Consider the following 25,930-nt stretch of genomic DNA (forward strand, 5'->3'; position numbering starts at 1 on the left):
AAGACTGATCTCCCCCCTTGTGGGGGAGATGTCCGGCAGGACAGAGGGGGGTGAACTGAAGCGCACAAATCTCTCATCACAGCGCCATCACCTCCACGGTCTCGCCAGCCACATCGCGCCAGAAGCGTTCGGCGAGATTTGCCGCCACATTAAGCCGGTAATCGGCACTGCCGCGCCAGTCGGTGAGCGGCTTGAATTGCGCCGCGATGGCGGCAGCGCAGGCGTCGATTGCTTTCCGGTCGAAGCTGCTGCCGACCAGTGCCTGTTCGGCATTGCCGGCGCGCTGCGGCGTTGCCGCCATGCCGCCAAAGGCGATGCGGGCGCTGCGCACCTGCCCCTCTTCGCGGACGATCGAAAACGCCGCGCAGACGGTGGAAATATCCTGATCGTAGCGCTTGGAGATCTTGTAAACGCGGAACTCCTGTCCCTCGCCTGGCTTGGGGATCGACACCGATGCGATCACCTCGTCAGGGCGCAATTCTGTCTTGCGATAATCGAGGAAGAAGTCCTCGAGCGGCAGGAAGCGATGACCGCTCAGCGAGGCAAGCTCGACCTCGGCTCCCAGCGCCATCAGCGCCGGCGGACCATCGCCAATCGGGCTCGCTGTGCCGATATTGCCGCCGATCGTTCCCATGGAGCGTATCTGTGTCGAGCCGAAGCGGCGGATGAGCGTGGCGAAAGACGGGTAGAAGCCCGCGACGCGGTCCAGCACCTCTTCCCACGTCACCGCAGCGCCGAAACTCAGATGATTTTCGGTTTCCCGGATGGCACGCAGTTCATGCACATGGGCGAGCGAGATCACCTCGTCCCAGTCGGAATGATAATCGGCCAAGGCAACGCCGAGATCGGTGCCGCCGCCGAGCAGGATCGCCTCCGGCTTTTCCTTGCGCAGTTGCAGGAGCACATTGAGCGAAGCCGGCTGGTGGAATGTCGAGCCCGAAGCTGAGATCGTTGCGTGCGGCTCAATTTTTGCAAAGGCGGCTACCTGCGGCCCGGCGATCGTCGCACCGCCGGCGCCAATCACCTTGCGCGCGGCTTCGACGATGGGCCGGTAGCCGGTGCAGCGGCAAAGATTGCCTGCCAGTGCATCGTGGATGTCCTGATCGTCCGCCTGGGCGTTGCTTGCGGCAAGTCCTGCTCCCGCAGCGCTTTTTTGCGCTGCAAGACCGGCCAGCGAAATCACGATACCCGGCGTGCAGAAGCCGCATTGCGACGAACCGTTTTCCGCCATTGCCTCCTGGACCGGGTGCAGCTGCTCGCCCTTCAGACCCTCGACGGTCACCATGGCACGGCCGTCGATCTGGCCCATGGCGAGAATGCAGCTATTGGCGGCATGGTAGTGCACGCCATCGCCTGCCGGATCGCCGATCAGAACCGAGCAAGCCCCGCAGTCGCCCTCGGCGCAACCTTCCTTGGTGCCGGTCAGCCGCGGCGCACTGCGCAGCCAGTCCAGCACTGTCATATCCGGCCGGACCGAGGCTTCCTGCGTTTGACCATTGAGAAAAAAACGTATCGTTTGTGACATGATGCCAGCTTCAACCGGCTACGCTCGGGCGTCAAGAGGCAGGACGAACAGGAGAGCGGCGATGTCATCCGCTCGTCTTGGTCAGCAACTTTTCCAATTGTAATTTTGCCGGTATTTCGCTTATGCTAACCGCATAAATTCGATCATATTCGACCTGATTTTCAGCCGTCCAGTTCACGATCCTTGATTGTCTTAAGCACCCGCGAGCAGCTCATGACACAACCCAAGTACAACGCATTCTGGATATGCATCGCCGCCCTGCTGTCCGCCACGACACTCGTGCTGACCGGCGCGATCACCGGCTTTTTTTACGCCTATTCCGTTTCAGTGATGCGGGGTCTCGATGCCGTTGCGCCGCAAAATGCAATCACCGCCATGCAGGGAATCAATGCCACTGTTCGCAATGCAATGTTTGCTCCAGCGTTCTTCGGCACGCCCTTGGCTGCGATTGCCGCTGGTGCGGCCTTTCTGGTCATCGGGCGCAAACGTGCCGGCCTCGCCATGCTGGCGGCCGCGGTCATCTATATCCTTGGCGCATTCGTGCCCACGTTTGCAATTAATGTTCCCATGAACAATGAGCTTGCCGGAGTAGATCTCTCAACTGCCTCGCAGCCGGAGAAAATTTGGGGCGATTATTCTGATCCTTGGACGTGGTGGAACACTTTGCGGACCCTGTTCAGCGCGTTGAGTCTGGCTTTGGTTGGAGCTGCAATCTTCTTTGCCGGCCGGGACAGTCGAACCGCGTAATGCGATAAGCATTTCCAGGAAAAGTGTGAAGCGGTTTTCCCGTCCGGAAATGCCTAAGAAAAAGAGATAGAGCACTTCCGCGACTCTCTAGCGGAAGTGCTCTAGAATTCTTCGATCCTGTAAACCACATCGTCAAAGAAAAACTCTTCGAGATTATCACCCTCGCCGCCGCGATCGATCACGAGAAAATCCGACGCTTCCTCAAGTGAAATCAGCGGGTGGTGCCAGACATTACGGCCATAATTGACGCCCTGATTTGCCTTGCACAGAAAGGCGACGGGGTGTCCCGGCCGTCCTCCCGCATCCTCCGCCACAACAACCAGAAACGGCCGGTTCTGCAGCGGCATGAAGGCCTGGCTGCCGAGCGGGTGGCGCTCCAGCATGCGGATATCGATGGGCGGCGTAAAAGCCATGCCCCGGAAGATATTGACCAGCACCCGCGCTTTGTCGCCCGCCACATCGATAGTGGCGAGGTCGTGAAAACGTTCTGTCGTGCCGTTGTTGATGATGCGCAGTTCGGCACCCTCGGTCTCGATCACATCGCCGAATGGCGCGAACGCCGCCTTCGTCAGCGGCCGGACGTCAATGCTTGCAATCGTCATATCGGAGACCTCTGAGAATTCGGCCTGATGAGGCAGCTGGTGTGGTTTTCGAGAACCGGAGCGCAGCGGACGTACTGGTCCGTGAGCACCGGAAGCGGAGAAAATCGCATCAGATGTCCATCAGGGTGAATTGGCAGGGGGCTCCGGCCGGTGATTTTCATGCCAGTGCCTTGCAATATCGATGCGGCGTGTGATCCAGGCTTCTTCATGGTGTTGAACATAGTCGAGGAACCGCTCCAGTGCGGCGGCGCGGCCCGGACGCCCGACAAGCCGGCAATGCAGCCCGATCGACATCATCTTCGGCGCGCCTTCCTGTCCCTCGCGGTAAAGGACATCGAACGTGTCCTTCAGATAGGTGAAAAACTGGTCGCCGGAATTGAAACCCTGCGGCGTCGCAAAGCGCATGTCATTGGCGTCGAGCGTATAGGGTACGATCAGATGCGGCCCCTTTGGTCCCGCGACCCAATAGGGCAGTTCGTCGGCATAGCTGTCGGCGGAATAGACAAATCCGCCCTCCTCCATGACGAGCTTCAGCGTATTGTCCGAAGGCTTGCCCTGATAGATACCGAGCGGCCGCGAGCCGGTGATTTCCGTGTGCAGCCGCACCGCCTCGAGAATATGCTGGCGCTCGATCTCTTCGGGAAAGTCCTTGTATTCCAGCCAGCGCAGGCCGTGACTGGCGATCTCCCAGTCCGCTTCCTTCATGGCAGCAACCGCTTCCGGATTGCGCGCCATGGCAAGCGTCACGCCATAGACGGTAACCGGCAGCTTGCGGCGGGTGAACATGCGCCACAGCCGCCAGAAACCGGCGCGCGAACCATATTCGTAGATCGATTCCATGTTGAGATTGCGCTGGCCGGGCCAGGCTTGCGCCCCGACGATTTCCGACAAAAGGCTCTCCGACGCCGGATCATTGTCGAGGATCGAGCTCTCGCCGCCCTCCTCGTAGTTGACCACGAACTGCACGGCAATCTTGGCGCCGCCCGGCCATTTCGGGTCGGGCGTGTCGCGGCCATAGCCAATCAGATTGCGGGGATAGTCGGACAAGGCCAAACGCGGTTACTTCGAATGCTTTGGCTTGTCGTCGCGATGGTCATTGCGTGTAACGAACATCACGAAGGCTGCCATGAGCAACCCGCTTACCGGCATGATCATGAAGAGCATAAACTGTTCAAACGTCACGGTTTTAACCCTCTCAATGTTCGTCTTGCATACAAATGTAATGCAGTCGCAACCATAATACAAATAGCTGCGCCGATTGCGATCAAAGCACTTGGCCCATTTGCATTATAGATGCTTGACGCCAGCGGCGCTAATCCGCCCACGGCCCACAAGGCAACGGATAATCCATTCAGCCATGTCGCCGTGAGCTTTTTCTGCTCATTAAAGACCGTGGTAAAAATATCCAATATTACACCGGGTGGAAGCAATAAATTACGGAAAAACTTCAATAAAATCGCGCGGTCAAAAATGAAGCGCCGGTATCACCGGCGCTTGAACACCGAACCCACCGCCGGGACAATGGCAGCTGCCAGGGCCAGCTTGAGGATGTCGGCAACGATGAAAGGTCCTACACCAAAGGTAAAGGCCTTCTCGAAGCCAAGCAGATAGGCCATCCAAAGGAAGCCCATGCCGAGAATGACCACTTCAGCAGCAAACATGGCCACGCCGAGCAAGACCAGATTGCGGGCGAAGCCCTTGTCGGCGGCACGACCAACAATCCATGCGGCTGCGAGGTAGGACAGAAGATAGCCGCCCGTTGGGCCGACCATATAGGCAAGGCCAATGCCCTTTTCTGGCGTTCCGGTGAATACCGGCATGCCGAGCGCACCTTCAAACAGGTAGAGCGCCATGGTGGCAACGGCGAGGCGTGAGCCATAGGCCGCGGAGATAGCAAAAACAGCGAAGGTCTGCATCGTTACGTTGACGAACACCATGTCGACCTTGGTCTTGGCGGCCAGGGTCATCAGCGCCGTTCCGGCGAGGGCGAGAGAAACGTACCAGACAGCCTTGGCAAGCTGGCCTTCCGGCTGGAATTCTTCGGCAAGGGAACGGGTTTGAACTGCTATCATTTGATTAACCTCCAGATCGGCTTTCGCCCAAGTCGGCTTTCGCCCCAAGTCGGCTTTCGCCACGTCATGAAAACGGTATATTGGGGTTTATGTCGCACCGCAATACGTCGAAAGCCCTACAAAGGTAGTATCCATTAATGTCTCTCGTTTTCGACAGTAGTTTTGCGCCACACTATGGCGAAGCCGTCGATATTGCGCCGAATGTGCAACGAATCACGGTCAATAATCCCAGCCCTTTCACATTCCACGGCACAAACTCCTATCTGGTCGGGCAGGACACACTGGCGCTGATCGATCCTGGACCCATCGACGACGCGCATCATGCAGCGCTGCTCAAAGCCATCGCCGGCCGGCCGGTCAGCCATATTTTCGTCAGCCACACCCATCGCGATCACTCGCCGCTGGCAACGGTGATGAAGAATGAACTCGGCGCCATTCTCGTGGCCGAGGGCCCGCACCGGCCGGCCCGCGCCCTGCACATCGGCGAGATCAACCTGCTCGACGCCAGCGGCGATATCGAATTCGTCCCCGATATGATTGCACCCGATAATTCGCTGATCGACGGCGACGGTTGGGCGGTGCGGACGATCCATACGCCCGGGCACACGGCAAACCATGTGGTGTTCGCGCTGGAGGGAACGGGCATCCTGTTTTCCGCCGATCATGTCATGGCCTGGGCCACCTCCATCGTCGCGCCACCCGATGGTTCCATGTCGGACTACATGGCGTCGCTCGACCGCCTGCTGGAGCTGGAGAGCCGTGTGTATTTTCCCGGCCATGGTGGTCCGGTGACCAGGCCGAAGACATTCGTGCGGGGCCTGAAAGCGCACAGGAAGATGCGCGAGCGCGCCATTCTGGAGCGGGTGAAATCCGGAGACCGCACCATTCCCGCCATGGTCAAGGCGATCTACCGCGAAACCGATCCGCGCCTGTACGGCGCAGCGGGCCTTTCGGTGCTCGCGCATCTGGAGGACCTGGTCGCCCGCGGCCGTGTAAAGACCGAGGCAAACCCTGCCATCGATGGGGTTTATTGGGTTTGAGATATCCCGGCAGTCGATGCCGATTATCTCTCCCCTTGTGGGAGAGAAAGGATTTTCCTGGATTAGCCTCTTCGCTAAATCCTTGGAAAATCCAAGTGAGGGGGAGTTGGTATAGCAAATCCCCTCTTGCGCTTTCTCCCCCACAAAGGGGAGAAAGCAGCGGCGCCGTCCATCCAAAGCCGACGAGCATTCACTGCGCCGGCTGAGTGGTTTCCTCTTCCGGCTGGGCACTTTGGACTTCCGCATCGAGCGCAGCCATGAAGGCGGTGATGCGGTCGGCATTCTCGCCAAGGTCATGGATGCCGTAGCGAGAGACCGAGCGCATGTCGACATAGGTGGTTTCGCCTTCGTCGGAGAGGCGGATGACAACATCGCTGGTGAAGCCCATGAGCCAGGTACGCGCGACGATTTCGAGCAGGATTTCCTCATCTACGCCCGGTTCGCCCTTCTGCTCGACAATCGTCCAGCCATTATTGGCGATGACCGTATTGACCGCAGTCAGTATCCGGTCTGGCGACCCATCATAGCGGCGGCCCGTCACCTGCGGATAGGCACTCGACTGAAGTCCGCGGCTTTCCTCGTCATTGACGAGCGGGTTCATGCGCTCCGTCCGCTGACCTGCGGCGGCAAAGAGATCCGGCGGGTCTGTAATATCCGTCGAGACGTCGTATATCGTTGGCAGAGCGAGCGCCTGATAGAGCGTGCTGGCAAAGGGCGCCAGCACAACCAGCGCAATAACCGCGCCCCAGAAGGCACTCGGAAAACCGCGATCGCCACGGCGCCATACGCTGGTAAAACCCTTGAGGCTGAGCAAAAGCGCCAGCAACGCCAGGCCGGCGACAATGGCGAGCAGCCAGAGAAATTCCGGCGTTTCGATTTGCTCGAATCGATGCCCGAGGCTTGAGAGCACAAGCAGGATCGCGGAAAGAAAAGCGAAGCGCACCGACCACTTGGCTGAAATCGATTGGCGGCGTCGGAAATGCGTTCGCATGGGTTCCTTTCAGGCGCTGATCTTCGCAATGAACGTGACGCCGGGCAGTCCGTCGAAATGTGCGTCGCACGTCAAAAGTTCTGCGTCATATTCCAATGCAGTCGCGTAAACAATTGCGTCGGCAGTCGCAAGTTTATGCTGGACGCAAATCGCTGCAGCCGCCAGAGCGATCTTCGTCTCGAGCGGTGCAACACGGCACATTTGGGTGAAAGCAATGACCTGATCCGCCTTGTCCTCACTTAGCTCCCGGGTAAGCCATTTCGCAAGTTCGAGCTGTACAATCGCCGGAACCAGCCAATCGTCCCGCGCCGGCATGAGAGGTGCTATTATTTTCCCGGTGGGAGATGCAATCAGCCATTCGATCCAGGCTGACGTATCGACGAGGCGCATCAGAACCGGTCTTTGCGGTCGCGATAGTTCTTCGACGTGGCGCCCTTGGCAATCCCCGCGAGGTCAGCCTGTTCGGGAACAGGGATAAGCAACACCCCTGTTTCCTTCGGAATGAAGACAAACTCCTGCCCGGCCTTCCATTTACGCGCAGTACGAACAGCTTTCGGAATCGAAATCTGGAACTTCGTCGAAAGTGTTGCAGTGTCAGGCATGTCGTACTTTTCTCCGATCGATAACAATCCGGTAAGAAAATAGCACACCTCGACACTTTCTCAAAGCCCAGCGTGCAATCGCTATGCTGTCACCGCAACATATATCCGCTTCGTCTCGTCATATTGAAGGCCGATGGCCGGGTCGCTCTTGCCGATCTTGCCGTTCTCGATATGCCCGGCATAGCGGCGCAGGAAGCGATTGGTATTGGCCGCATCGACGAAGGAAACATCGTACCAACCGTCCGTTGTAGTAATGCCGACGCTTGCGGTCCCGTTCTCGATGACGGCCTCATAGCCCGTATAGGCGCTGACCAACTTCAGCCTGCCATTGGCTGTCGGCCATTTGTCGAAGGTGAACTGGATCGTCTTTCCTTCGTCCTGCGACTTTATGTCGGTGATATTTGGAAGCTGCATCTGGACTGTATCCAGGGAATAACCTGCGAACTCGAACAGATAGCCATTGGGGCCATGGATGGCGTAGGCATAATCGCCACTGGCAATCTGGGCATAGTCCGATACAGTGACCGGCGTCCCTCCTGGCTTCACACCTTCTACGCTGTAGCGCCAGGGTCGATCAGTCCGGGAATAGGGAATGACATAGAACGATGCGCCAAGCGGGCCGGAATTTCTGATGACCCACTCCACCCTTGTCTTGCCATCACCGTGTTTTCCATATTTGAAAAACACCTGGAAATCATAGCCGACCGGCAATATCTCGCAGCGCGTCTTATCCTGTTTGACCGCAACAGGCTTGTTGGCATCCGGATCGGCGTTGACGTCAGCAATTCCTGGGTGGAATGTAGCTACAGTGCGCGCTTTCGACTGATCGGTCCCGGTCAGGATTACTGCCTTCCGCGTGGAAGCGACCAGATTGTCGAGCTCGGTCGTTCCGAGCCGGTTGAAATCCAGCGTGCTGGTGAGGTCGCCGGCAACGGCCTGCCGCCAGGAGGAGATATTGGGGAAGAACGGAGCATCCTTCGCCTGCTTGCCTTTGGCACTGAGCCAGGTATCGAGAAAGCGAATGACCGACGTGTGGTCGAAGGTCTCCGAACAGACCCGCCCGCCGGCGCTCCACGGGGAAATGACCAGCATCGGCACACGCGGCCCCATACCAATCGGAACATTCGGTTTATCTTTGGCGTAGAATGCTTCTACATCCGGATCTTTAGACACTTTATCCGGATATTCCGAATTGAGATCGCGGGACACTCCGGGCGGCGTCAATGTGATTCCCGGCGAAACCTGGCCCTGGCCTTCATTCAATGGCGGTGCTGGCGGCAGGACATGATCGAAGAATCCGCCGTTTTCGTCATAGGTGATCAAGAATAGGGTCTTGTGCCAAACCGCTTTGTTCGCCGCAAATGCCCGCAGAATTTCATGTACGTAATATTCGCCGAAATGCGGCGGATATTTCGGGTGCTCGGTGAAGGCTTCGGGCGCAACGATCCACGAAACTTCCGGCAGTTTATTGTCCAATATATCCTGTTCGAATTGCGATGGCCTATTCGGGTCGGTGCGCAGAATTGAATTTATTGTCTGGTTTTTCTTGTAAATCGAGGTCGTCTTGTCTTGATACCGTCCGAAATATTCCAGTGTATTATCACCATAGTTTCCGGCGAAAGCGTCTGAGGTCCAGGTCAGCCCATCCTGATAGAATTTCCAGTCGATCCCCAGATCTTCCAGCTTCTCAGGATACGACTTCCAAGCGGGTCTATCGCCGGACCAACCGCTGAAAAAATCATTGGAGGCCAAACCATTACAGGTGCCCGTATAATAAAAACTGCGATTCGGATCGGTGGCACCGTTATGTGAACAGAAATAGGCATCGCAGAGTGTGAACGCCTTCGCCAGCTTGAAATAGAGCGGGATGTCCTCTTCCGCATAATGCGCCAGCGCTACGAAATCTTTCTGTTCGATCCACTGGTCGCTCAGACCTCCATTCCACGCCAAGAGACCGGTGTCATAGCCATGAGCCGGGTCCTGCAAGAAAACACAGCTGTTCGCATCGATTGTTTCCCCGATAATTCCCGATTCGTAGGCTGGCTTCTTGGGCAGGCGATAGGGCCTTCCTCCTTTCGATTGTTCCCAGACCGGCTTGCCGTTCCTGAGCCGCAATGGCCGTGGATCCCCAAAGCCGCGCACCCCGCGCAAAGTGCCGAAATAATGGTCGAAGGAACGGTTTTCCTGCATCAGGATCACCACATGTTCGATATCCGCGAGTTTGCCTTCGCAGTGCAATTGATCGTCCGTCAAAAGTTCGTCGATTGTCATTGCGGATTGGGCCAGCGCTTCCTGCATATAGGCCGCAGGCGGTGTAGGCGGCAGCACTGGTGCCGGCAAGACCCAGCATCTTGATGAAATCGCGTCTGTCCATGGTACTTCCTGAAAATGAAATGAATATTCTGAGCGTGGTAATTCGGTAAGATCCATTAGGGATGTCCCTGCTTACCAGTCGCGGGAACTGCTAAAGCTGGTAGGCGAGATGCAATTTACTCGCAGACGTTTTTCGCGAGCTGGTAAAGCTTTTCGATTGCTTCATCGCGTGCTCTGATCAATTGCGAATTTGCCTTTGTCAGGTCTTCGATCTGCTTTTGGACAATGGGGTTGCCGTCGATGATGGCCCTTAGGCGATCCAGCTCGTCTATGTTGCTGGCAATGGTCTGGTTGAGCTTTTCAATGATTGCCCGAAGCTCGGCCTGATCCGCCTCTAGTGCGGCCTTGTCATTGAGCGCCCGTGCCAATTCATCCTTGGTTCTGCCGAGTTCTGCACTCACCGCATCGAAAGTAGACCTGGAAACACTATCGTCCGTCTTGGAGTCCGATCCATTACAGGCAGAAATCAAAATCAAGGGAAGTAACAAGCAAAAACGATGTTTCAAAATCTTGCTCCAATGGAATAAATCAAAGACTCATCTGACGACAAAACGCCGTGCGCAATATTCGATCTAGCCCCGCTTAAAAAGGTGGTGCGGACCTCTATGCTCGACATACCTGCCGCATGTGAAAACTGGATGACGCAACCGCAGCACGACATTTAAGCCGTTTACACTTTATGAGTGGATCGGCTGTCACATAGCTGACATCATCGCAGAAGTGATTTGGGTATGAACCCCAAGGGTAGGAAACAGAGAGCGGACCGCAAACCGCTTTTCACAAAAAAAGAATGACGAGGCCGAAGATGATGCCTGACGCTGGCAAAGCGGTTTCGCTGGAAGTTGTAGAGGTCGAACTGGCGCTTGGCGCTCAGGATATCGTTGCCGACGGTTTTGACGGTGCGTTGCGCAAAGCCGCCGATCTTGTCGGCGGCGAAGTGATCTTCAATATCAGAGCGCCGGAGGATAGCGACCAGCAGCGGATCGCCGCAGTTTCCGTCTCCGACGGCTCCACCGACCAGACGGTCTTCGTCATGCTTGGCAATGACGGAACGAGCCTGACCGTGACGACGGAACAGGGTGAAAACACGCTGCTCAGCAAACTCGGCAAGGACTTTGCGGCGGTCATGAAAGGCCAGCGGCCGTAAAACGCTTTTGGCCGGTTCTCGCACAGGAATCTGCAAGAACTGTCAGATTTCGAAAATTTCTGGCGAATCTCATACAAGAAAGTCCGATTTTGGCACGAGATTCTGCACCCTGAGTTGAGATTTTGGTTAGCTCGGTTGCAGCCTCCCGTTTTCGCGCCTGTCGGCGTGATTTCTTACACCCGGGCTTTGCTCTTACTGCCAAGTCTGGCTAAGGTTACCCATCCTTCAAAGCCGGAGTCATAAAATGGCGAACAGCCACCCCCTTACCAATGTCCAGCAGCGCGATATCAACGCAGTCCTGCATCCATACACCGCTCTCCACAAGCTGCCGGAAACGGGACCGCTCGTGATGGGTCACGGCAAGGGTGTCTATCTCTACGACACCCAGGGCAAGGAATATATCGAGGGCATGTCGGGGCTGTGGTGTGCAGGCCTCGGCTTCGGCGACGAAGAAATGATCGAGGCTGCCAACGAGCAGATGCGCACCCTGCCCTACTACCATCTCTTCGGCGGCAAGGGCATGGAACCGGCCATCGAACTTGCTGAAAAGCTTAAGGAAATTGCGCCCGTGCCGATTTCGAAGGTGTTCTATACCTCGTCCGGTTCCGAGGCCAACGACACGCAGGTGAAGCTCGCCTGGTATTACAACAATGCGCTTGGCCGGCCTAAAAAGAAGAAGATCATCTCCCGCATCAAGGCCTATCACGGTGTCACCGTCATGGCGGCCTCGCTGACCGGCCTGCCTGGCAATCACAAGGGCTGGGATCTGCCGGTCGAAGGTATCCTGCATACGGATTGCCCGCACCATTACCGCTTTGGCCTGGAAGGCGAAAGCGAAGCGGAATTCGTCACACGCCTTGCCAAGTCATTGAAAGATATGATCGAACGCGAGGGGCCGGAGACGATTGCCGCCTTCATCGCCGAGCCCGTCATGGGCGCGGGCGGCGTGATCATTCCGCCTTCCGGCTATTTCGCCGCGATCGAGCCGATCCTGCGCGAGCATGATATTCTCATCATCGCCGATGAGGTGATCAATGGGTTCGGCCGTACCGGCAACTGGTGGGGCAGCCAGTCGGTTGGCATGACGCCGACGACCATTTCCGCCGCCAAGCAGCTGACCGCCGCCTATGCGCCGCTCGGCGCGGTGCTGGTGCCGGAAGACCTCTATCAGGCCTATATCGACCAGAGTTCGCAGATCGGCACTTTCGGCCATGGCTTCACCTATGGAGGCCATCCGGTGGGCTGTGCCCTTGGCATCAAGGCGATCGAGATCTACCAGCGCCGCAATATTCTCGAATATGTCCGCGGCCTGACGCCGACCTTCGAGGCCAGGTTGAACAAAGTCAAAGATCACCCGCTTGTGGGCGAAGTTCGTTCCTGCGGACTTGTTGGGGCTGTTGAGATGGTTGCTGACAAATCGACGAAGCGGCCTTTCGATCCGGCGCATGGTGTTGGAGCAAATCTTGCAAAGTTCCTGGAAGGACATGGCGCGGTGCTCCGCGCCTTGGGCGATACCATCGCATTCTGCCCGCCAATGATCATCACCGAAGACGAACTCAACGAGTTGTTCAACCGCTTCGAGAAGGCACTGGCAGACACCGAGGCCTATGTCTCGAAGAACGGACTTCGCGCGCAACAGTAACTACCATGATGAAAAAAGGGGGCGGTTTTATCGCCCCCTTTTCGTTTATCGGGCCTTGAGAAAATCACCAACTTCCAGGATCACGAATTCATCGTCATCCGCCTTGTCGACGGCGCGACCAGCCGAGAATGGCAGGTTGTTGTCATTGCCCACGATGATATGGCTGTCATCAACAATATCGACGTTCTCAATCGTTACGAAAGGAATGTCGTAGAAGCCTTCACCGCCGCCCTGACGTGCCTTGTTGTCCGGATCGGCAATCCTGAGAAGATCGACATAGCCGATCTTGCGCACGGCACCGCCGGCATTCGCCTCGGTCATCTCGATCTTGTAGATGCGTTTGAGCTTGGCCGGCGTGTCAAAACAGTCCGGCTTCGGCGCCTTCGGATCGGCACATGCCTTGCTTGCGACGCCGGCGCCGTTGTCCCGTTCAATGACAAGTGCGGTGGTGTCATCGATCATGTTGAAATCACCGATTGCCTCACCGCCGGTGGCAAGCGGATAAAGCCAGCTGCGTCCGGTCCAGCTCTTCGATGCGATATCGAACTCGATGATACGCAGCGCTGGCGCGCCATCGACTTTCTCGACGGAACCATCCTCGCCGAAGAGCGGCCCTTCCAGAAGACCATAGAGCTTGCTGCCGTCCTTCGACTGGGCGAGGCCTTCAAATCCACCGGAGCGCTTGAGATTGAACACAGGATTCTTCAATGTCGGGTTTGCCGGCAAGGTGATCGCGGGATTGTCCGGCGAGCGCACCGGCTTGTCGCCGACCTTGGTCGCAACGACATCCGTCACCTTGCCGTCACGTGTGACCTTGACGAGATAGGGGCCGAATTCATCGCCGATCCAGAAACCGTCAGCGACGGGCTGGATCGATTCAACGTCAAGATCGCTCCCTGTCAGATAGCGGGAATCGCTGCCTTCCATGACAATCGGGAATGGCACCTTCTTGTCGGGATCGGTCAGAAATATCGTTTCCTTGCGTGTTACGGTGCCCTTTTCCCAATCGAAAGCCAGGTGATGCAACATCAGCATGGCGTCGGGAGAATTGAGCTTCGAGCCGAATCCATTATCCGAAAGCGACCAATAGGTACCGTCACCGGCTGCCTTGATGCCGGAGAAGCCCTGAACCGGCTGGCCGTCAAACGGGACTGACAGATTTGTCAGGCGCGCGCCATCCTTGCCCGGCACGGTGCCAAGCCCATCGGCACGCTTGCGATCGGCTGTTGTGAATTTGCCCGATGTTTTCAAATGTTCGGGGGCGTTATCCGGCGCCTTGACCAGTGTGTTGGCGGGGAGAATTGCCTGGGAGACGAGCTTTGCCTTGAATTCCTGTTCCGCGGCAAAAGCCGACGCGGGGATCAGTGCAGAGGCGCAAAGTAAGACAGCGAGTGTAAAACGCATAGGGATCACCAATTGGCTGGAGTGCTGAAACATTCCACCAATAGGTCGACCTGGTTTCTGCGGTTTGACCGTTCCGTGAAGATTTGATGACGCACCGCCTGGGTGCGGTAGCGGGGAAAATCCCCGCTACCGTTGTTGTGCTGGTTTTATTACCGCGTCGTGAGCACGACGGATTGTTTCTCACCAGCTTTTATGCGGACATATGTGACTGGAATATTGCCACGATCCGGGTCGGCGCCGGCGACCCAGCCTTCGGTTGCACCGGTCAGCGAGGTGAGGTTTGCCACAGGGTTTATTGCGGTACCGTTGATGCTGACGCTGCTGGCAACGTTGCCGTGAATCTTCACGGTGTAGTACTGCAACTGCGGCTTGAAGCTGCCGACGGGATCGGGAGAAGCGGTTTCGAATGTCACCTGAGTGCCAGACCTCTGCACCGATAGCGTCTGCAGGAAATACTCCCCTTTCTCGTAATCATAGCTATCGCCGTCATCATCGTAATAGTCGAATGAAGTCAGCTTCGCATCTGGGAACACTTCGACGTTGAGTTCAGTTGGATGCCACCCGCCGACCGACGTAACATACGTCTCCGACGCAGGATTTGCATCCGCATCGCTCATCATGGGGATGATCGCCCCCGCGCGGATGAACAACGGAAAATTTCTTTCCCATGTCCGGGTATTGAAGCTGACCGTTTGTCTGCCCTGATCGGTCGCGCCCGAGCTCCAGCGAGTCCAGTTGCCATCTGGCAGATAGACATTCTTGTTTTGCTGACCCTCCTCAACGACAGGCGAAGCGAGAAGCCATTCACCGAAGAGCCAGGAATCGATGGTGTTTCTTACGTTCTGGTCTTGCGGCCAGTCGAAGATCAGCGGCCGGACAATACCGACGCCGGTTTTCCTGCGCTGGTGCTCATAGCTGTAGATATAGGGAACGAGCCGATAACGCAGCCTGATCGCCTCCACGGCAGCCGTTTCGCCAACCCGCTGCCCTTGCGGCACATAAAACCATGGCTGGCGTTGATTGCCGTTCGTCGCATGGACCCGCATGATGGGCGTGAAAGCGGCAAATTGCATCCAGCGCGCATAGTCCTCATTTCCAGTGCCTCCATCCGGACCGAGACCGTTGCCATTGAAGAATCCGCCCGTATCCATGGTCATTGCATGGCACCGGCATTGATCGAACTCAGCATTCTCTGGCGCTGGATTGCCATGCTGTCAAAACCATTGTTGATATCGCCCGACCAAAGGCCTAGGCATAACGCTGGGCACCCAAGTAGAAATTGCGGTTGATGGAAAATACACGCTGGTTCCAATAGGCGCGCTGCCCTTCATAGACCGCGCGCTGCATGTCCGTTCCTTCGGTTTCATTGTCCCCGTTGGGGCCCCTGCTCGAATCCGCCTCATCGTTCCACCAGCCGGCAATGCCTGCGTCGAACGCATCCTCGAGGTGGTCGAAGTACCACTTGCGGGCATCGGGATTGGAGAAATCAAAATGCCGCATCTCCGTTTCCGATCTGAAATAATCGGGTACAGAAGGGGCATTGGGCATCCAGAAACCAAGACGGCTTATCTCGGCTGCTTCCGGTGAAGATGTTGGCAATCTCGGCTTGAGAATACCAGCCATCTTGACGCCGCGATCATTCATCCACTTCTTCAGATTGGGCTGATCTGGGGGTGAAACGATCGTTGCACTTGGAAATTTTGCCGTGTTCCAAGTGAACTGGCTGTAGGAAATGTCTTGTCGCGCCCAGTTCATCCAGTCGAGGTCGAAGATAAAGGCGTCAAGCGGAATCCTGGTTGGTGGAGTTCCGGCCGGAGCGCGCACTTCAGGGGGAACGGGACTTCCGGTAGGGTAAACCCCGCGATAGCCCTCGATGATGTTTTTCAGCTTCGCTTCGGTCATGCCGTCGCCGTTGTTGGTTCCGCTCCATTGAGTGTCGGCGCCCCATGCGCTGTTCATGAAGCCCATGGCCCATCGTGGAAAGAGCGGGGTCCTCCCACTGATTTTTGCCACGGCGCCAAATACTTCCTTCGGGTTGCCAACGATCAGATAAGCGTCAGGATCATCCTTCGATACAGTGGCAAACGCTATGCTACCCTTGGTGCGCAGATCGACTGCCCGCGTGATGGATCCCATCGTATCGACGAGAACGCCATAGCCAGCCGTACTCCAGACAAGTGGCGCTCCAGCATGCCCGTGCGCGCCGGCTTCCAGCCCTTCCTGTTGGTCGCGGACAAGTCCTGCTGCAGATTCCTCGTCATATTGATCGGTGTTATAGTCCCTCAGCAGCCTGCCGCTTCCATTGATGCCGTACAACGTATCGGCTGGATTGTGCTGCACGATGACCCTCCCCCTGCGCAAATCACTGGCCCGAACCGCCATGAGTTGTTGTCCGTCGACGTTTGTAACGATGAGCCGCCGCAACGTACCGTCCCACGCCGCGGTGAAAGCTTCCGTCTTCAAGCCACTCCCTTGCCAGCCGGGTCCGGAATCAATTGAAATGCAACGTCAAACTTGAGATCGGGATCGACGACCTGGGTCGGCTGGTCCGACTCACCCTCTAGCATGTAATGAAGCCGCAAAGCATTCGGGGCGGCTGCACGGACCTCAAGAACATCTTCTCCCAGCTGGATATCGAAGCCGCCGGACCTTGGCGTGATCGTGCCACTGGCCAACGATATGACGTCGGCAACGCCTCCGCCTGAGAATCCCTTGTCTCCGGTCGGGCCCTTCTCCCCGGGTGACCCTGCAATAAAGGTTCCGCCGCCTGTGTCCTGCGAAGAATTGCTGTCATTGCAGCCTCCCAATCCAGGCAATAACATCAAACTTAAAATGGAAAATTGAACGCGGTTCAAAATAATTCCTCCCTCAAAATCGGATCAGTAAAAACAAATCGACAAAGCAGCCGGAAGGATCTGCGTGCCATCGGGCATGCGAGATCGTCGCACAGTTGGCGGGTTGCCATCACTGTACGTTCACCAATCCTGCATTATCGGGACCTGGTTCTTGCTCAAAAAAGAATTGTTCGTCAAAAAATCAAATTGTGCGAGGTTGTAGCCCGCACCATCGTTTAAACTATCGAATTTTCATACAGGTAGCCCCCTCCCAAGGTGCCGCGCAGACGAGCGCAGCAAGGAAAAAACACGAATACGAAATTCCGTCAATTATTCGATAGTCGCATAAAAAACCTTGGAAGCTGCTCTTGGAGGAATTCAAACCCCAGGTTGTGCCGAACGTTCCGTCTCCTGAACGTCCTCCAGACGAACGAAACGGAAGCCTTTCTGCTTCAGCGCCAGAATGCCCTTGACCACCCCTTCCCCTGCGACACGGGACGGCTGGTTGACATGGGCGATGATGACGTCACCGTCCTTGGCGGCTGCGATGCGCTTTTCCACCTGGCCGGCCAGCAGCGATGCCCCCATATCCGCATTGAGCGAATAGCCTGCCACGCGATATCCCATCTGGTGGATCAGCGTAATCGCATCGTCGCTATAGCGGGCCGTCGCATCGCGATACCAGGCCGGTTTTGTTACCGTCGCAGTTTGCATGGCATCGACGCCACCCTGAATCTCGGCACGGATGGCAGCCTGAGAGCCGGCGGTCTTCAAGCCGAACATTGTCGGCTGGTCGTCGATAGCCGGAACATGGTTCAGGCCATGATTTTCGAGCTCGAACAGGTCTGGATGCGCTTTCAATATGCCAAGCGCAGCGGCGTTGCGCTTCAGCCAGCGGCCCGTGACAAAGATGGTTGCCGGGATATGGTTCTCCACCAGCATGTTCACGATGCGCAGATCGGTCTGGCCGGCGCACGCATCGAGCGTCAAGGCAACCTGCGGCGCGGCTTTGCCACCCTTGTCTATATAGAGCTTGGGTTCGACAAAGTGCGGATGTTCGCTGGCCGACACACCACTGACCGATAGGATGAGAAAGAGAACTGGAAAAAGAGCGGAAGTTTTATGCACGATGCGAGCCATGTCCGAGGGAATCCGCGCAGAGATAGACGCGCGGAAACAAGCGGATTTGTGGCAGGATCGCCTTTGGGTTTACTTTGATTTGGCCGATGCCTGAGCAGCAGCCAGGCGAGCAATCGGGACCCGGAACGGCGAGCAGGAGACGTAGTCCAGCCCGGTTTCCTCGCAAAAATGGATCGAGGCCGGGTCTCCGCCGTGTTCGCCGCAGATGCCCAGCTTGATGCCGGGACGCGTTGCCCTGCCTTTTTCCACGGCGAGTCGCACCAGTTCGCCCACGCCATCCACATCGATCGACACGAACGGATCCTCCTCGATAATGCCTTTCATCTGATAGGTCATCAAAAAGGACGAAGCGTCATCACGCGAGATACCAAATGTCGTTTGGGTCAAATCGTTGGTGCCAAAGGAGAAAAATTCGGCAACTTCGGCAATCGAGTGCGCACGCACCGCAGCGCGCGGCAGTTCGATCATTGTACCGACCAGATAGTTGATCTTGATGTCCGCTTCCTTCATCACATCGGCAGCAACAGCGTCGATGCGCGCCTTGACGAAATCCAGTTCGGCACGAAGTCCGACGAGCGGCACCATGATTTCCGGTTCGACTGGTGCGCCGGTCGATTTGGCCGCTTCGACCGCCGCTTCGAAAATCGCCCGCGCCTGCATCTCGGCAATTTCCGGATAGGAAATGGCAAGCCGACAACCGCGATGACCCAGCATGGGATTGAATTCGTGCAGGCTTTCAGTTCGCTCACGCAGCTTGTCCACACTGACATTCATGGCAGCGGCAACTTCGGCGATTTCCTCTTCCGTCTTCGGCAGGAATTCATGCAAAGGCGGGTCAAGCAGGCGAATCGTGACCGGCAAACCGTTCATGATTTCGAACAATTCGACAAAATCGGACCTCTGCATCGGCAACAGCTTGTCGAGTGCAGCGCGGCGGCCATTCTCGTTGTCAGCCAAGATCATCTCGCGCATGGCGATAATGCGCTCGCCCTCGAAGAACATATGTTCTGTACGGCAAAGGCCGATACCTTCGGCACCGAATGAGCGAGCCATTCGAGCATCGGCAGGTGTCTCTGCATTGGCGCGCACCCTCATGCGCCGTGCCCCGTCGGCCCATTCCATGATCTTACCGAAATCTCCAGAAAGCTCTGGCTGCAACATGGGCACAGCGCCCTTCAATACCTGACCGATACCGCCATCGATCGTGATGATGTCGCCCTTCTTGAGCACGACGCCCATGGCGAGCAGGGTTTCGTTGCGATAGTCAACACGCAGCGCACCTGCGCCTGAAACACAGGGCTTGCCCATGCCGCGCGCCACCACGGCGGCATGACTGGTCATACCGCCCCGGGTGGTCAGGATGGCTTCAGCAGCGTGCATGCCGTGAATGTCTTCGGGGCTCGTCTCGATGCGGACGAGAATGGCCTTGCGCCCTTCCGATTTCAGCTGTTCGGCATCTTCCGAAGAGAAAACAATTTCGCCGGTAGCGGCGCCCGGCGATGCCGGAAGGCCGCTGCCGATGACATCACGCTTCGCCTTTGGGTCAATGGTCGGGTGGAGTAGCTGGTCCAGCGAAGCGGGGTCGATGCGCAAGACGGCTTCCTCGCGTGAAATCAGGCCTTCCTCGGCCATTTCCACGGCAATCTTCAACGCAGCTTTCGCTGTCCGCTTGCCAGAGCGTGTCTGCAACATCCAGAGCTTGCCGTTCTCGATGGTGAACTCGAGGTCCTGCATGTCGGTATAATGTTGCTCAAGCCGTTCTGACACGGCGCAGAACTCGGCAAACGCATCCGGCATGACCTTCTCGAGCGATGGCTTGTCCGATCCTGCTGCTATGCGCGCTTCTTCCGTAATATTTTGCGGCGTGCGAATGCCAGCCACCACGTCCTCGCCCTGAGCGTTGACCAGAAACTCGCCATAGAGCTTCTTCTCGCCCGTGGAAGGGTTGCGGGTGAAGGCGACGCCGGTCGCCGACCGATCCCCCATATTGCCAAAGACCATCGCCTGGATATTGACGGCAGTCCCCCAGCTTTCGGGAATATTGTGCAGGCGGCGATAGGTGATCGCGCGCGTATTCATCCAGCTGGAGAACACTGCGCCAATGGCGCCCCACAGCTGCTTTTCCGGATCCTGCGGGAAGGACTCTTCGAGTTCTTCCTCGATCTTCGCCTTGTAAAGGGAAATGACGTTCTTCCAGTCTTCGGCCGTGAGGGCCGTATCGACTTCATGGCCGAGATTGGCCTTGGTATCCTCGAGGATCTCCTCGAATACCGAATGGTCCAGGCCCATCACGACGTCGGAATACATCTGGATAAAGCGACGGTAACTGTCATAGGCAAAGCGAGCATCGCCGGTTTCGCGTGCAATCGCTTCCACTGTCTCATCATTAAGACCAAGATTGAGAACTGTATCCATCATGCCAGGCATGGACGCACGAGAACCCGAGCGCACGGAGACGAGCAGAGGCCTTTCCCTGTCGCCGAAGGTGCGGCCCGTGATCCTGGCTATATGTACCAGGGCCTTTGTTACGTCCGTTTCAAGCGTCTCGGGGTATTGGCGGCCGTCGTCGTAGAACCGGTTGCAAACTTCGGACGTGATGGTGAACCCTGGTGGAACAGGCAGCCCGAGGGCGCACATTTCGGCAAGATTTGCGCCTTTTCCACCCAAAAGATTGCGATCACCAGCAGAACCTTCTGCCTTGCCATCGCCGAACGTGTAGACCCATTTCACCATCGCAGCCTCCCATGCCGCCAGAGCACAAGAGAGGTCTACGCGATCAATCCGTCAAGCACCATCAAAAAATGCTGCATTGCACCATTCAAATCGATTAGCAGAGTAAATCCGCGTTAAGCTTTGAAATCCTTCGTCATTTGAAAGGCCCAGGACATCGCATCAGCTCGCTTCGCGCAGCTGCTCGGCGGTCTGAAGATCGACGGAAACCAGCTGGCTGACGCCCTGCTCGGCCATGGTTACGCCGAAGAGGCGGTTCATACGCGCCATGGTGATCGGATTGTGGGTGATCACCACAAATCGCGTATCGGTTGATGAGGCCATTTCGTCCATGAGATTGCAGAAACGCTCGACATTATGGTCATCAAGCGGTGCATCCACCTCATCGAGCACACAGATCGGCGCAGGATTGGTCAGGAACACCGCAAATATCAAAGCCATTGCCGTCAAGGCCTGCTCGCCGCCGGACAAAAGCGTCATTGTCTGCGGTTTCTTGCCGGGCGGGCGAGCCAGAATTTCAAGGCCGGCTTCCAGCGGATCGTCCGATTCGATCAGCTGCAGTTCTGCAGTACCGCCGCCAAAAAGGTGAGTGAACAGGCGCTGGAACTGGACATTGACCACTTCGAATGCGGCCAGCAGACGTTCGCGGCCCTCACGGTTCAGACTCTGGATTGCCTGACGCAGTTTCTTGACAGCCTCGATAATGTCTTCACGCTCGCTGACAATGGCTTCAAGCCGCGCTGACAATTCTTCCTGCTCTTCTTCAGCCCGCAGGTTCACGGCGCCGAGACGCTCACGCTCGATCCGGAGACGCTCAAGGTTGCGTTCGGTGGCATCGACATCGGGCACAGGATCATCGGCGCCAAGCCCGGTCAGTTTCATCGCCTCATGCGGCGCACAGTTCAATGCTTCGACAATACGGGTTTCAGCGTCCTTGCGCCGCTCCTGCGCCGCAGCCAGGCGTTCTTCGGCGCGTGCCCTGCCCTCGCGCGCTGTCGCGAGAGCCTGAATGGCGTCAGTGGCGGCTTTGTCCAGTTCCTGTTGCCGGGCTTCGGCGACGGCAAGCCTGTCGGCGGCGTCCTTGCGCAAAGTCTCCGCCTCCGACAATTGCGAAAGCAGCGTGCGGTTACGCTCGGCGAGTTCGTCTGGCGCATCCGCAAGGTTTTCCGCCTCGCGCTCGGCCTCCAGGCGACGTTCGGCAAGCGATTTGATCTGCCGGTCGGCATTGTCGGCGCGGTCGATCCAGCTTCTGCGCTCGTAGCCGATCGATTCGAGCCGGCGCATGCGATTATCGGCGTCGCGGCGCAGTCCGTCATGGATCGCCCGCGCTTCTGCCAGTGCTGCGCGATCCAGCGTGACTTCGCTCGTCAGGTTTGCAAGCCTGATATTGACTTCCTGCAGATCAACAGCGTTTGAAAGCCGTGTTTCTGCTTCAACGAACTGTTCCTGCGTTTCCTCGAGGCTTTCGGCGAGCCGGGCCTTGCCCTCGTCGAGAGCAGCACGGCGGCTGGATAGTTGCCCGGATGCTCGTTCCGCAGCAGCCAGCGCCTCGCGAGCATCGCTGACGGCCCGCTGCATGCCGCGCCAGTGATCCCGCGCGGTCCGCTCCGTTTCGACGGCCTGACGCACTTCCGTTTCCGCTGCGGCAATCCCGGCCTCCGCCTCGCGCAAGCGTTTTGTTGCCTCGACCACTTCGAGATCAAGTTCCGCCAGGCGGTTTTTCTGGGCAAGGCGCTGCGCGGCGGGAGTAGGCGCATCGGCGCTCGCGGTATAACCATCCCAGCGCCAGAGCGCGCCTGAACGGCTCACAAGGCGCTGGCCTGGCTTCAACGCAGATTGCAGGCGCGATCCATCCGCTTCATCGACAATGCCGATCTGGGCAAGGCGGCGCGCCAGTTGACGCGGGGCGCGGACAACCTCGGCCAGGGATTGAAGACCTGCGGGCAATGCGGGATCTTGACTTGAGTCATCGACTTCACCCCAGAAAACCGGAGCGCTTCTGTCGATCGGCGCATCGAGATCCTCACCCAGGGCTGCTCCAAGGGCGATTTCATAACCCTTCTCGACCTTGACGGATTCCACCACTGCCGGGAAAAGGTCTGAGCCGCCCACATTGATCATCTTGGCGAGCGTACGCGCTTCCGTCTCGGCTCGACCGAGATTGCTGCGTGCATCCTGCACAGGCTGCCGAAGTTCCGTCTCCCGCCGGCGGGCTGTCTCAACGGCCACCTCAGCCGCAAGGGCAGATTCTTCGGCATGTTCGAGAGCAGCTTCCGCTGCTTCCACAAGCCCCTGCTTTTCCACGGGATCTGCCAAAGAGGCGATCTGCGCCGCGACAGCCGACAGATCACGCTCGACATCGCTCATCTGACGGACGAGCCGATCACGCCGCTCAGCGCTTTCGCGCAAATTCCGTTCAATCTGCGCCCGTTCGGCCGAGCCTTCCGCACGCTCGGCGGTAACCTTGGCAAGCGCGGCTTCGCTTTCCTTCAGCTTGGCGTCAGCACGTTCAAATTCAGCGCGGGTCTCGATCTCGCGCTCGCCAGCATTGGCGTTTTCTTCGTTAAGCGACCGCTCCTCAGCGCCGAGACGCGCAAGCACATCGGCATTGTCGCGTACCATCTGTTCTTCGCGCGCAATATCGGCCGTAAACTGTATCAGGCGCTTTTCCAGCTCGGTTTGCCTAGCACGTATGCGTTCCGCTTCCTCATTGAGCTGCGAACGGGCGATAGTCAGGCGCTGCAAAACGGCGGCGGCCCTGGCTTCCGCGTCACGCAAATCCGGCAGCTTGTGTGCGCCGATAGCCTGCTCCTTGGCAGCATTCATCTGGAATTGGGCCTGATCGCCGACGCCGGAAGTCGCGACCGACAGTGCCGACTGCGCTTCGCCTTCATGCGCCTTGGCGACCGACCATTTCAAATGCAGCAGAATCGCCTCAGACCGGCGGATATCGGCGGACAGGCTCTTGAAACGGTTTGCCTGACGCGACTGGCGCTTCAGGCTCTCGATCTGCGTTTCAAGCTCGCCAACGACATCCTCAAGACGTTCAAGATTTTGTTCAGCAGCCCGCAGTCGCAGTTCAGCTTCGTGGCGGCGGGTGTGCAGCCCGGAAATTCCTGCGGCCTCTTCCAGCAATGCGCGGCGCGCTTGCGGTTTGGCCTGGATCAATTCGCCGATGCGCCCTTGTCCAACCATCGACGGCGAACGCGCACCAGTCGACTGATCGGCGAAAAGCAGTTGCACGTCCTTGGCGCGGGCATCCTTGCCGTTGATGCGGTAGACTGAGCCTGCCTCGCGTTCGATACGGCGCGAAACCTGAAGTTCGTCCGCATTGTTGAAGGCGGAAGGAGCGCTGCGGTCCTGGTTGTCGAGGAAAAGCGTTACTTCTGCCGTATTGCGCGATGGGCGCGTGCCGGAGCCCGAGAAGATCACGTCGTCCATGCCGGACGCGCGCATATTCTTGTAGGAGTTCTCGCCCATGACCCAGCGCAACGCCTCGACAAGATTGGACTTGCCGCAGCCGTTGGGGCCTACGACACCGGTCAGACCGCTTTCGATGACAAATTCAGCCGGTTCTACGAAGGATTTGAAGCCGAGAAGGCGGAGTTTGGTGAAGCGCATCAGGTGCCCTTTCGCCCAAACATCGCAGAAGCAAATAGTCCGATGACGGGCGCAGCGAGGCGCCCGCCGAAACTTGAGCAGCAGGTACTAGAGCAGACCGTCGATAACTGCTGACATTTCGTCAACCGATAAGGCTCCCGAGTATTTGGTGCCGTTGATGAAGAATGTCGGGGTTGCGTTTACTCCGAATTCGCTGGCACCGCGCTCACGCACTGCATTCACATCATCCAGAAGTTTTTGGTTCGTCAAGCAAGCCTTGAAGGACTCCTGTGTAAAACCTGCCAATTTGGAGATTTGCAGCAAAGGTTCCTCGGCATTTGCCGCTCCGGCCCACTGTTCCTGCTGTTTGAACAGAACTTCAACCAACGGATAATAGCGCTCTTCGGGTGCGCAGCGCGCCAGCATGAAGGCGGCGGCAGCGCGCGGGTCGAATGGGAACTCACGCAGGATCAGCTTCGCCTTGCCGGTATCGATGTATTTTTCCTTGATGGCTGGCAGCGTCGTTGTAGCGAAATGCGCGCAGTGCGGGCAGGTCATCGAAGCATATTCGACGATCGTCACCGGGGCCTCGGGCTTGCCCATCACCATATCTTTCAGTGAGCCGGCAGCCATGAGTTTCGCTTCATCGACTTTACCGGCGGGTGGCGGTGCTTGTACCCCTGATGCATTCGGGACCTGGGTCGCATTTTCCGCCGGCTTTGCGGCATCTTCTGACCAAGCCTGACTGCCGGCCATGGCGATGGCAGCCGTAGAAACGGCGGCAAGTGTCAGAATTTTTCTGCGGGTCAGCAATTCAGTCATAAGGATCACCTGTCTCCGGTGTTGATTATGTTTCGAGTGACTCGTTAGAGCCTCATGCCAGTCTCTTTAAGGCAGACCATGCATTCTGTCTTTGAATTTTTCGTGATCCAATGTCCGCGAATTCATAGAAGGATCAGCGTTTGATCTTCTCAGCGTGGATGCTTTGGCCGAGCCGCTGCAGCGCTTCGCGAAGACTTTCATCCTCGATTGGCTCGACCGATCGGCTGATCTTGGCAGCCGTGGCGGCATCGACGGGCGGCAGGGTACGACGCTTTGCGACAGGTTGGGATACAGGCTTCTGCTCGATCCTGATGCGCCCGACTGCGGCAAATCCAAGAAAGGAATTGACGCGGCTGATGATTTCACCCGTTTCGTGCTGAATGCGCATCGCCGTGAAGCCCTGGCAGGCGATCACCAGCGTGGCCGGCTGAAACGGGTCGTCCTCATGCGCCCGGCGCGGCCAGAGAAGCTTAAGTGGCCGGGACTGTTCTCCCAAGGCGGATCCGACAACCTCTTCCCAGGCTTGAACAAGTTCGATGGTGATCCCTGCCCGCTTGCGCAGTACGGGATCCAGAATGCCGGCGGCAGGATCGGCAAGCGGCCGGAAGCCCTTTTTGCTGCGGTCGTCATTCATTGGACCAGTCCGCCCGTTCCAGAGG

Annotated in this window: 24 protein-coding genes; 4 read left to right on the forward strand and 20 right to left on the reverse strand. The window is 57.4% G+C overall.

The features are described 5' to 3' along the window. Positions 1-76: 76 nt before the first annotated feature. Positions 77-1,525, reverse strand: a complete 1,449-nt coding sequence (gene xdhA / locus BLM14_RS13135) for a xanthine dehydrogenase small subunit (protein WP_099999761.1) — start codon at positions 1,523-1,525, stop codon at positions 77-79. A gap of 213 nt (positions 1,526-1,738) precedes the next feature. On the opposite strand from xdhA, the gene BLM14_RS13140 reads away from it, so the two are divergent. After that, on the forward strand, positions 1,739-2,272 hold the full coding sequence (locus BLM14_RS13140; protein WP_099999762.1) for an anthrone oxygenase family protein: 534 nt from the start codon (positions 1,739-1,741) through the stop codon (positions 2,270-2,272). A 101-nt stretch (positions 2,273-2,373) separates the two neighbouring features. Here the strand turns inward: BLM14_RS13140 and BLM14_RS13145 are convergent, their stop codons facing one another. The 5 genes from BLM14_RS13145 to BLM14_RS13160 form a co-directional block, all read right to left on the reverse strand. Further along, on the reverse strand, positions 2,374-2,874 hold the full coding sequence (locus tag BLM14_RS13145; RefSeq protein WP_099999763.1) for an ureidoglycolate lyase: 501 nt from the start codon (positions 2,872-2,874) through the stop codon (positions 2,374-2,376). Positions 2,875-2,994: 120 nt separating this feature from the next. Next, positions 2,995-3,921, reverse strand: coding sequence for an allantoinase PuuE (puuE, locus tag BLM14_RS13150; RefSeq protein WP_100001302.1), 927 nt, complete (start codon positions 3,919-3,921; stop codon positions 2,995-2,997). Between the two features lie 12 nt (positions 3,922-3,933). Then, on the reverse strand, positions 3,934-4,056 hold the full coding sequence (locus BLM14_RS32450) for a hypothetical protein (protein ID WP_257791398.1): 123 nt from the start codon (positions 4,054-4,056) through the stop codon (positions 3,934-3,936). Beyond that, positions 4,053-4,283: an amino acid transporter gene (locus BLM14_RS13155; RefSeq protein ID WP_204251960.1), complete on the reverse strand. Its 231-nt coding sequence runs from the start codon at positions 4,281-4,283 to the stop codon at positions 4,053-4,055. The genes BLM14_RS32450 and BLM14_RS13155 overlap by 4 nt, the downstream gene beginning before the upstream one ends. Positions 4,284-4,358: 75 nt before the next feature. Beyond that, a complete protein-coding gene (locus BLM14_RS13160) occupies positions 4,359-4,946 on the reverse strand; it encodes a biotin transporter BioY (RefSeq protein ID WP_099999764.1) in 588 nt (195 codons plus the stop codon). A 137-nt stretch (positions 4,947-5,083) separates the two neighbouring features. Here BLM14_RS13160 and BLM14_RS13165 point away from each other — a divergent pair, with 137 nt between their 5' ends. After that, positions 5,084-5,986, forward strand: a complete 903-nt coding sequence (locus tag BLM14_RS13165) for an MBL fold metallo-hydrolase (protein WP_099999765.1) — start codon at positions 5,084-5,086, stop codon at positions 5,984-5,986. 190 nt (positions 5,987-6,176) lie between these two features. On the opposite strand, the gene BLM14_RS13170 is transcribed toward BLM14_RS13165, so the two are convergent. The 5 genes from BLM14_RS13170 to BLM14_RS13190 form a co-directional block, all read right to left on the reverse strand. Next, positions 6,177-6,977: a DUF1499 domain-containing protein gene (locus BLM14_RS13170; protein ID WP_099999766.1), complete on the reverse strand. Its 801-nt coding sequence runs from the start codon at positions 6,975-6,977 to the stop codon at positions 6,177-6,179. A 9-nt stretch (positions 6,978-6,986) separates the two neighbouring features. Then, positions 6,987-7,367, reverse strand: a complete 381-nt coding sequence (locus BLM14_RS13175; protein WP_099999767.1) for a type II toxin-antitoxin system VapC family toxin — start codon at positions 7,365-7,367, stop codon at positions 6,987-6,989. Then, positions 7,367-7,579: an AbrB/MazE/SpoVT family DNA-binding domain-containing protein gene (locus tag BLM14_RS13180; RefSeq protein WP_099999768.1), complete on the reverse strand. Its 213-nt coding sequence runs from the start codon at positions 7,577-7,579 to the stop codon at positions 7,367-7,369. Before BLM14_RS13180 ends, BLM14_RS13175 begins: the two co-directional genes overlap by 1 nt. Positions 7,580-7,660: 81 nt before the next feature. Further along, positions 7,661-9,919 carry an alkaline phosphatase family protein gene (locus tag BLM14_RS13185; RefSeq protein WP_162293158.1) on the reverse strand — a complete coding sequence of 753 codons (2,259 nt, stop codon included), beginning with the start codon at positions 9,917-9,919 and terminating at the stop codon, positions 7,661-7,663. A 149-nt stretch (positions 9,920-10,068) separates the two neighbouring features. Beyond that, on the reverse strand, positions 10,069-10,353 hold the full coding sequence (locus tag BLM14_RS13190) for a hypothetical protein (protein ID WP_133123956.1): 285 nt from the start codon (positions 10,351-10,353) through the stop codon (positions 10,069-10,071). Between the two features lie 404 nt (positions 10,354-10,757). On the opposite strand from BLM14_RS13190, the gene BLM14_RS13195 reads away from it, so the two are divergent. Further along, the gene (locus tag BLM14_RS13195) at positions 10,758-11,099 is read left to right on the forward strand and encodes a hypothetical protein (protein ID WP_237143362.1); all 342 of its coding nucleotides are present in this window, start codon (positions 10,758-10,760) and stop codon (positions 11,097-11,099) included. Between the two features lie 244 nt (positions 11,100-11,343). Next, positions 11,344-12,741, forward strand: a complete 1,398-nt coding sequence (locus tag BLM14_RS13200; RefSeq protein WP_099999772.1) for an aminotransferase — start codon at positions 11,344-11,346, stop codon at positions 12,739-12,741. A 45-nt stretch (positions 12,742-12,786) separates the two neighbouring features. Here BLM14_RS13200 and BLM14_RS13205 read toward each other — a convergent pair whose 3' ends face one another. From BLM14_RS13205 to BLM14_RS13245, 9 genes are all read right to left on the reverse strand, one after another. Then, positions 12,787-14,145: an esterase-like activity of phytase family protein gene (locus BLM14_RS13205; protein ID WP_099999773.1), complete on the reverse strand. Its 1,359-nt coding sequence runs from the start codon at positions 14,143-14,145 to the stop codon at positions 12,787-12,789. Between the two features lie 149 nt (positions 14,146-14,294). Next, entirely contained in the window at positions 14,295-15,302 is a 1,008-nt protein-coding gene (locus BLM14_RS32360) for a TIM-barrel domain-containing protein (RefSeq protein ID WP_099999774.1), read from the reverse strand. Positions 15,303-15,393: 91 nt separating this feature from the next. Then, positions 15,394-16,608: a TIM-barrel domain-containing protein gene (locus BLM14_RS32365; protein WP_099999775.1), complete on the reverse strand. Its 1,215-nt coding sequence runs from the start codon at positions 16,606-16,608 to the stop codon at positions 15,394-15,396. Then, positions 16,605-17,000 carry a hypothetical protein gene (locus BLM14_RS13220; protein ID WP_099999776.1) on the reverse strand — a complete coding sequence of 132 codons (396 nt, stop codon included), beginning with the start codon at positions 16,998-17,000 and terminating at the stop codon, positions 16,605-16,607. The genes BLM14_RS32365 and BLM14_RS13220 overlap by 4 nt, the downstream gene beginning before the upstream one ends. A 357-nt stretch (positions 17,001-17,357) precedes the next feature. After that, positions 17,358-18,119: a polysaccharide deacetylase family protein gene (locus tag BLM14_RS13225; protein ID WP_099999777.1), complete on the reverse strand. Its 762-nt coding sequence runs from the start codon at positions 18,117-18,119 to the stop codon at positions 17,358-17,360. Between the two features lie 69 nt (positions 18,120-18,188). After that, complete coding sequence (gene ppdK / locus BLM14_RS13230; protein ID WP_099999778.1) at positions 18,189-20,852, reverse strand: pyruvate, phosphate dikinase; 2,664 nt, start codon at positions 20,850-20,852, stop codon at positions 18,189-18,191. Positions 20,853-21,011: 159 nt separating this feature from the next. Further along, positions 21,012-24,470 carry a chromosome segregation protein SMC gene (gene smc / locus BLM14_RS13235; RefSeq protein WP_099999779.1) on the reverse strand — a complete coding sequence of 1,153 codons (3,459 nt, stop codon included), beginning with the start codon at positions 24,468-24,470 and terminating at the stop codon, positions 21,012-21,014. Positions 24,471-24,557: 87 nt separating this feature from the next. After that, positions 24,558-25,271 carry a DsbA family protein gene (locus tag BLM14_RS13240; protein ID WP_099999780.1) on the reverse strand — a complete coding sequence of 238 codons (714 nt, stop codon included), beginning with the start codon at positions 25,269-25,271 and terminating at the stop codon, positions 24,558-24,560. Positions 25,272-25,404: 133 nt separating this feature from the next. Beyond that, a complete protein-coding gene (locus BLM14_RS13245; RefSeq protein WP_099999781.1) occupies positions 25,405-25,905 on the reverse strand; it encodes a DUF721 domain-containing protein in 501 nt (166 codons plus the stop codon). Positions 25,906-25,930: the final 25 nt, after the last annotated feature.

This window comes from Phyllobacterium zundukense (assembly GCF_002764115.1).
Classification (GTDB): Bacteria; Pseudomonadota; Alphaproteobacteria; order Rhizobiales; family Rhizobiaceae; genus Phyllobacterium; species Phyllobacterium zundukense.